The sequence below is a fragment of the Cupriavidus sp. HPC(L) genome (assembly GCF_000307735.3).
GTDB lineage: Bacteria > Pseudomonadota > Gammaproteobacteria > Burkholderiales > Burkholderiaceae > Cupriavidus.
Genome location: NZ_AMPR02000206.1, coordinates 1 through 5,472, shown reverse-complemented (window position 1 = coordinate 5,472; position 5,472 = coordinate 1). Strand labels below are relative to the sequence as shown.

The 5,472-nt window shown below is 70.4% G+C and carries 3 protein-coding genes; 2 read left to right on the top strand and 1 reads right to left on the bottom strand.

Annotated elements, in window-relative coordinates; translation table 11 throughout:
- Nucleotides 1–3,550: hypothetical protein (locus B551_RS26565; RefSeq protein ID WP_023264248.1), on the top strand; the 3,550-nt coding region annotated here is incomplete at its 5' end.
- Nucleotides 3,551–3,622: 72 nt separating this feature from the next.
- On the opposite strand, the gene B551_RS26110 is transcribed toward B551_RS26565, so the two are convergent.
- Nucleotides 3,623–4,327: a hypothetical protein gene (locus B551_RS26110; protein ID WP_156526589.1), complete on the bottom strand. Its 705-nt coding sequence runs from the start codon at nucleotides 4,325–4,327 to the stop codon at nucleotides 3,623–3,625.
- Here B551_RS26110 and yjdN point away from each other — a divergent pair.
- The gene (yjdN, locus tag B551_RS12930; protein ID WP_006579241.1) at nucleotides 4,326–4,757 is read left to right on the top strand and encodes a VOC family metalloprotein YjdN; all 432 of its coding nucleotides are present in this window, start codon (nucleotides 4,326–4,328) and stop codon (nucleotides 4,755–4,757) included. The genes B551_RS26110 and yjdN overlap by 2 nt on opposite strands.
- The last annotated feature ends 715 nt before the right edge of the window (nucleotides 4,758–5,472 follow it).

The following is a 5,472-nucleotide window of genomic DNA, read 5'->3' as shown; positions in this document are numbered from 1 at the left end:
CGTGACGCGTGCGGCAGCGCCGGCCAGGGCCGACGATGCCAGCTGCCGCCCCGCCGCGAGCGGCGACGGCGCGCTGCCGCCGTTCCGCGTCACCGTCGATGGCAAGCCGATCGACGCGGCGCCGACCAGCGAGGCCGATGCGCAGCGCTGCGTCGACGTGGCGCTGGCCAACGCCGATATCCAGATCCGCTACGACCCGATGCAGGTCACGCCGGCGCTGAACGCCTGGGTGTCGCCGGAGAACGTGGCGCGCGGCGAGACCGTGCATTTCCGCAGCTGGACCAACTACAAGGCCTGGATCGCGCGCGGCGAAATCCGCGTGTTCCGCGCGGACCAATCGCTCGACGAGACGCCCTATGCGGTGGTGCCGGTCACGCGCCCCGACGACATCGCGTGGCAGCCGCCGGTCGATGCGCCAGAGTCGATGCGCTTCGTGCTGCGGGTCTACGACCAGCGCGGCCGCTTCGACGAGACCGCGGCCAAGCCGCTGCGTCTGCTGGCCCGCGTGCGCGGCTTCGCCGATGCCGACAGCGCCGAGCGCGAACGGCTGGCCGGCTACGGCGAGAACAGCCGCATCGTGCGCAACATCCCGGTCGCGGGCGGCACGGTGACCGTCAACGGCACCGCGATTCCGAAGGGCTATCGCGTCGATGCGCTGGGCGATGCCGTGCCGGTCGATCGCAACGGCGCCTTCGTCACGCGCCAGATCGTCGCCGCGGGCTCGCAGCAGGTTCGCGTCTCCGTCAGCGATCCGAACGGCGGCGGCACCACCTTCGTGCGCAACCTGGTGGTGGCCGACAACGACTGGTTCTATATCGCGCTGGGCGACCTGACCGTGAGCCGCAATTCGACGGCCGGTCCGGCCAGCATGGTCGCGGTCGACGGCAAGGACACCTACGACAAGCGCACCTCGGTCGAGGGCCGCGGCGCCTTCTACCTGAAGGGCAAGATCAAGGGCGAATACCTGCTGACCGCGGCGGCCGACACGCGCGAGCAGCCGTTCTCGGATCTGTTCTCGAACTTCGCCAGCAAGGATCCGCGCTATCTGCTGCGCCGGATCGACCCGGACCAGTTCTATCCGGTCTATGGCGACGACTCCACCATCGTCGACGACGCGCCGACCCAGGGCAAGTTCTTCGTCAAGCTCGAGCGCGGCGATTCGCACGTGATGTGGGGCAATTTCCAGACCACGTGGACCGGCACCGAACTGACGCAGTATTCGCGCGGACTGTACGGCGCGAACCTGCTGTGGCGCTCGGAGGACAGCACCGCCGCCGGCGAGCGGCAGTCGAGCGTCAACGTGTTCGCGGCCGAGCCCGGCACGCTGCAGTCGCGCGAGGAATTCCGCGGCACCGGCGGCTCGCTGTACTACCTGCGCCGGCAGGATGTGACGATGGGCTCGGAGCGGCTGTGGATCGAAGTGCGCGACCGCGACTCGGGCCTGGTGCTCGAGCGCACGCCGCTGCAGCCGGGCGGGGACTATGACATCAACTACCTGCAGGGCCGCGTCACGCTGCGCGCGCCGCTGTCGGCGGTGGCCGACGGCTCGGGCATGCTCGTGCGCACCGGTGCGCTGCCCGGCAATCCGGTCTACCTGGTGGCGACCTACGAGTACGTGCCCGGCATGACCGAAGTCGATGGGCTCGCCTATGGCCTGCGCGGATCGCACTGGTTCAACGACTATCTGCAGGTCGGCGTGTCGGGCTACCGCCAGGGCGGCGGGCAGGGGCGCCAGAGCCTGTTCGGCGTCGACGCGACGCTGCGCTACCGGCCCGGCACCTATATCAAGGTCGAAAACGCGCGCTCGACCGGCACGGGCGCGGGCACGCAGGCGTCGCTCGATGGCGGCTTCGCCTTCGCCGGCTACGCGTCCACCGGCGATCCCGCCAATGCGCAGCGGGTCGAGGGCGCGGTCGAGCTCGGCGACCTGGTACCCGACGCCAGGGGCCGCGTCAGCGCCTATTGGCAGAACCGCGAGCAGGGCTTCTCCGGCCCCGGTCAGATCGGCTTCGGCGGCGAGGCGACGCGCCAGCAGGGCGCGCGCGTCGACCTGCCGGTGGGAGAGGACACGCGTGTGATCGCCCGCGCCGACAAGCGCGATGCCGTCAGCCAGGACACCTCGTCGGCCGAGGCCAGCGTCAAGCACCAGCTCAACGAGCAGTGGGCTGCCAGCATCGGCGCCCGCAGCGACGAGCGCGGTACCGCCTCGCCGCTGGTGCAGAGCGCCTGGCTGGCGCAGCAGGGCCGGCGCACCGATGTGGTGGCGCGGGTCGACTACAAGCCCGAGACTGAACCGGTGCCGCCGGCCACTGGTACCGAGCCTGGCAAGCCGCCCGCGGCCACGCCGCCGTGGGACGCCTATGGCTATGTGCAGCAGACCGCCCAGCGCACCGGCTCGCGCAGCGACAACGATCGCGCCGGGGTCGGCGGTACCTGGCAGGTCAGCGACCGCCTGCGCCTCGGCGCCGAGGCCTCGCAAGGCGATGGCGGCTTCGGCGGCAAGCTGTCGGGCGACTGGCGCGTCAACGATCGCAGCAATCTCTATCTGCAGTACGCGATGGAGACCGAGCAGCCCGACCTCGGCTATCGCGGCCGCTTCGGATCGCTGACGGGCGGCGGCCGTACCCGCATGTCGGACACCGTGGCGCTGTTTACCGAAGCGCGCTACGCCTACGGCAGCGGCCCGCAAAGCCTGACGCAGGCCTTCGGCGTCGAATACGCGCCGACCGACAAGTGGACCTATGGCCTGCGTGCCGAGGCCGGCCGCGTCTCGGACCTGTTCGCCGGCGACATCAAGCGCTGGACCACCGGCGCGTCGGTCGCCTACAAGGACGACCGCCTGAAGGCGACGTCGATGCTGGAATTCCGCCGCGAGCAGAGCAACGTCTCGGGTGACCGGGACAGCTGGCTGTTCCGCAACACGGTGGGCTACCAGGCCACGCCGGCGTGGCGGCTGCTGGGCAAGTTCAATCTGGCCGCCAGCTCGTCGAGCCGGGGTGTGTTCTTCGATGGCGACTTCACCGAGGCGGTGCTCGGCGCCGCGTACCGGCCGGTCGACAACAACCGCTGGAACGCGCTGTTCAAATACACCTACTTCTACAACCTGCCGTCACCGGGCCAGTACACGCCGGGCAGCGGCTCGTTCAATCCGGTGGTTGCCGATTACTCGCAGAAGAGCCAGGTGGTGTCGGTCGATGCGATCTGGGACGTGATGCCGGTGCTGTCGCTGGGCGCGAAGTACGGCCTGCGCTGGGGCAGCCTGAAGCCGACCAAGGCGGCGGGAGAGTGGTTCTCGAGCACGGCCCAGCTGGTGGTGCTGCGCACCGACTGGCACGTGGTGCATCAGTGGGACGCGGTGCTGGAGTTCCGCCGGCTGTGGGCGCGCGAGGCGCAGGATGCGCGCGCCGGCGTGCTGGCGGCGGTCTATCGGCATGTCGGCAAGAACACGAAGGTCGGCGTCGGTTTCAACTTCACCGATTACTCGGACGACCTGACCGATCTGTCGTACCGCCACCGCGGCTGGTTCCTGAACGTGGTCAGCGCGTTCTGAGCCCGGCGTGCCCCGCGTGCCCTGGCGGCTGCAACGCCGCCGAACGCGCGCGCCGGCCGAAGGCGGGAGCGCTCAGCAGCGTGCCGGCGCGGGGAGCAACAGCGAGTCCGGCGTCGCGCCCGCCAGCGTGCCGAGCGGCGAGCGCGGCGGCATATGGCGATACTGGCTCAGTTCCCGCCCCGGCAGCACGGCGGCGATCGGGCACATGGCGGCGGCGGGATGCGACGCGTGGCGGTCTTCCCCCTCGGCGGCATCGTCGCCGGTGTCCCGTTCGCTGTCCGCCCCGGTGCAGCCGGCCTGCTCGCGCCCCAGCAACTGCGCTTCGGCCTGCAGCTTCAGCGCCGCGTGCCGGCTCATCAGCGGCGTGGCCGCGGTCGCCTGCGCCGTGCCGCACGTCGGCTTCGCCGTGCCCGCGAGTCCCGGCAAGGGCAGGGCCACCATGGCCAGGGCGACGGACAGCAGGAGGCGTTGCGGCAGACGGTTCACGAGCGGATCGGCGGGTGTCGGAGGGGTTGGAGAAACGGCAAGGACGTGTCGAAGGTCCGCGGCAGGCACTGCGGCGGCGGCCATCCGCACGGTCAGGCCGCATTGTACCCGCAGGCCCTCGAACACGACCCTGACGGCAACATGACAAAGCTGAAAGGCAGCGAGTCCCTGCGGTGCAGCGGCGCATAATGACGGCGCCCTTGCGGTATGGCCGCGAGGCACGCGGCGCCAGCGCGACGGCACCGGCGCCGCCAACCCTTCATCGACACGATCGACCCAGGAGACGGACATGCAGATACAGCCTTATCTCTATTTCGGCGGACGCTGCGAGGAGGCGCTGGCCTTCTACGGCAAGGCGCTCGGCGCCAAGGTCAACATGATGATGCGGTTCAGCGAGATGCCGGCCGTGGAAGGCGAAGCCGGCGACGGCCAGCCGCCGCTGCCGGCCGGCTGGGACGACAAGATCATGCATGCGAGCGTGACCGTCGGCCAGAGCGAGGTCCTGGCGTCGGACGGCATGCCGGGCGCACCGCCGGAGGCCTTCGCCGGCTTCAGCCTGTCGATCGTCGCGCCGTCGCTGGACCAGGCGCGCCAGTGGTTTGACGCGCTGTCCGAGGGCGGCCGCGTGATGATGCCGATGCAGAAGACCTTCTGGTCCGAGGGCTTCGGCATGCTGCAGGACCGCTTCGGGCTGAACTGGATGGTCAATGTGACGCACTGAGGCGGCGAGAGGCGGCGAGTGTCGGCGAGAGGCGGCGCGAGGCGGCGCGAGGCGGCAAGGGGCGGCAAGGGGCGGCAAGGGGCGGCAAGGGGCGGCAAGGGGCGCCGAAAGGCGGGGACGCGCGGCATCAGACGCGGACTTCAGAAAATGACCGCGCCGGAGGTAGGGTGGCTTGACCCTGTAGCGGCTACAGGCTATTCAATGCCACCGATGCCACAGCCCACGGAACCTTCGATGGCCAGACTCTCGCCGGAAGACCCATCCTCCACCAGTTCCTCCTCCAGTCCGTCCACCAGCGCCGCCCCCTGCTGCGACGCGAAAGCAGGCGCCTGCGGCGGCCCCGCGCCAGCCGAGGGCCACACCCACGGCCACGATCATGATCACGGCCCTGACCACGTCCATGATCACGTCCATGATCACGTCCATGACCACGGCCACGATCATGGGCACCACCATGAGGGCGGCAGCGATCATCGCCACGCCGCCCCGGCCACCTCCGCCTCCCTGACTTCCTCCTGCTGCGGCAGCGCCTGCGGCGCCATCGCGATGCCTGGCGCGCCGACGGAAACCGCGGCGCCGGCCGGCGCCCGCACCGCGCGCTTTCGCATCGAGGCGATGGACTGCCCGACCGAGGAGGCGCTGCTGCGCGGCAAGCTGGGCGGCATGCCGGGCGTGGCGGGGCTGCAATTCAATCTGATGCAGCGGATTCTCACCG

Excerpts from the sequence above, each read along its gene's own strand:
- yjdN (WP_006579241.1), top strand. The coding sequence starts at position 4,326 with ATGCAGATACAGCCTTATCTCTATTTCGGCGGACGCTGCGAGGAGGCG.
- B551_RS26110 (WP_156526589.1), bottom strand. The coding sequence starts at position 4,327 with ATGTCCGTCTCCTGGGTCGATCGTGTCGATGAAGGGTTGGCGGCGCCG.